Here is a 239-nt window from a genome sequence, read left to right as displayed (position 1 = left end):
CCGACACCCCCGACACAGACGTGTGGCTACCCGCGCTGCGAGTCGACCGGGATGAGCCGCAGACACTGCTGACCGCGCTCGCCGGTGTCCACGTACATGGCGGAGCGGTGGACTGGCCGACACTGCTCGGCACGAGTCCCGGCCCGACCCAGCCGGTTGCTCTGCCGACCTATCCGTTTCAGCGTCAGCGGTTCTGGCCGGTGGTGCGGGGTGTGTCGGTGGGGGGTGTGGATGGTGGG

The 239-nt window shown here is 69.9% G+C and carries 1 protein-coding gene; it reads right to left on the bottom strand.

Features of this window, described 5'->3' with window-relative positions; translation table 11 throughout:
* Window positions 1-26 precede the first annotated feature (26 nt).
* Window positions 27-239 (bottom strand): hypothetical protein (locus tag ACLQ2W_RS34065; protein ID WP_425792032.1); only part of this gene is annotated, 213 nt, incomplete at its 5' end.

The organism is Micromonospora sp. DT227, assembly GCF_049841835.1.
Taxonomy (GTDB): Bacteria; Actinomycetota; Actinomycetes; order Mycobacteriales; family Micromonosporaceae; genus Micromonospora.
This window is presented reverse-complemented; position numbering and strand designations above follow the sequence as displayed.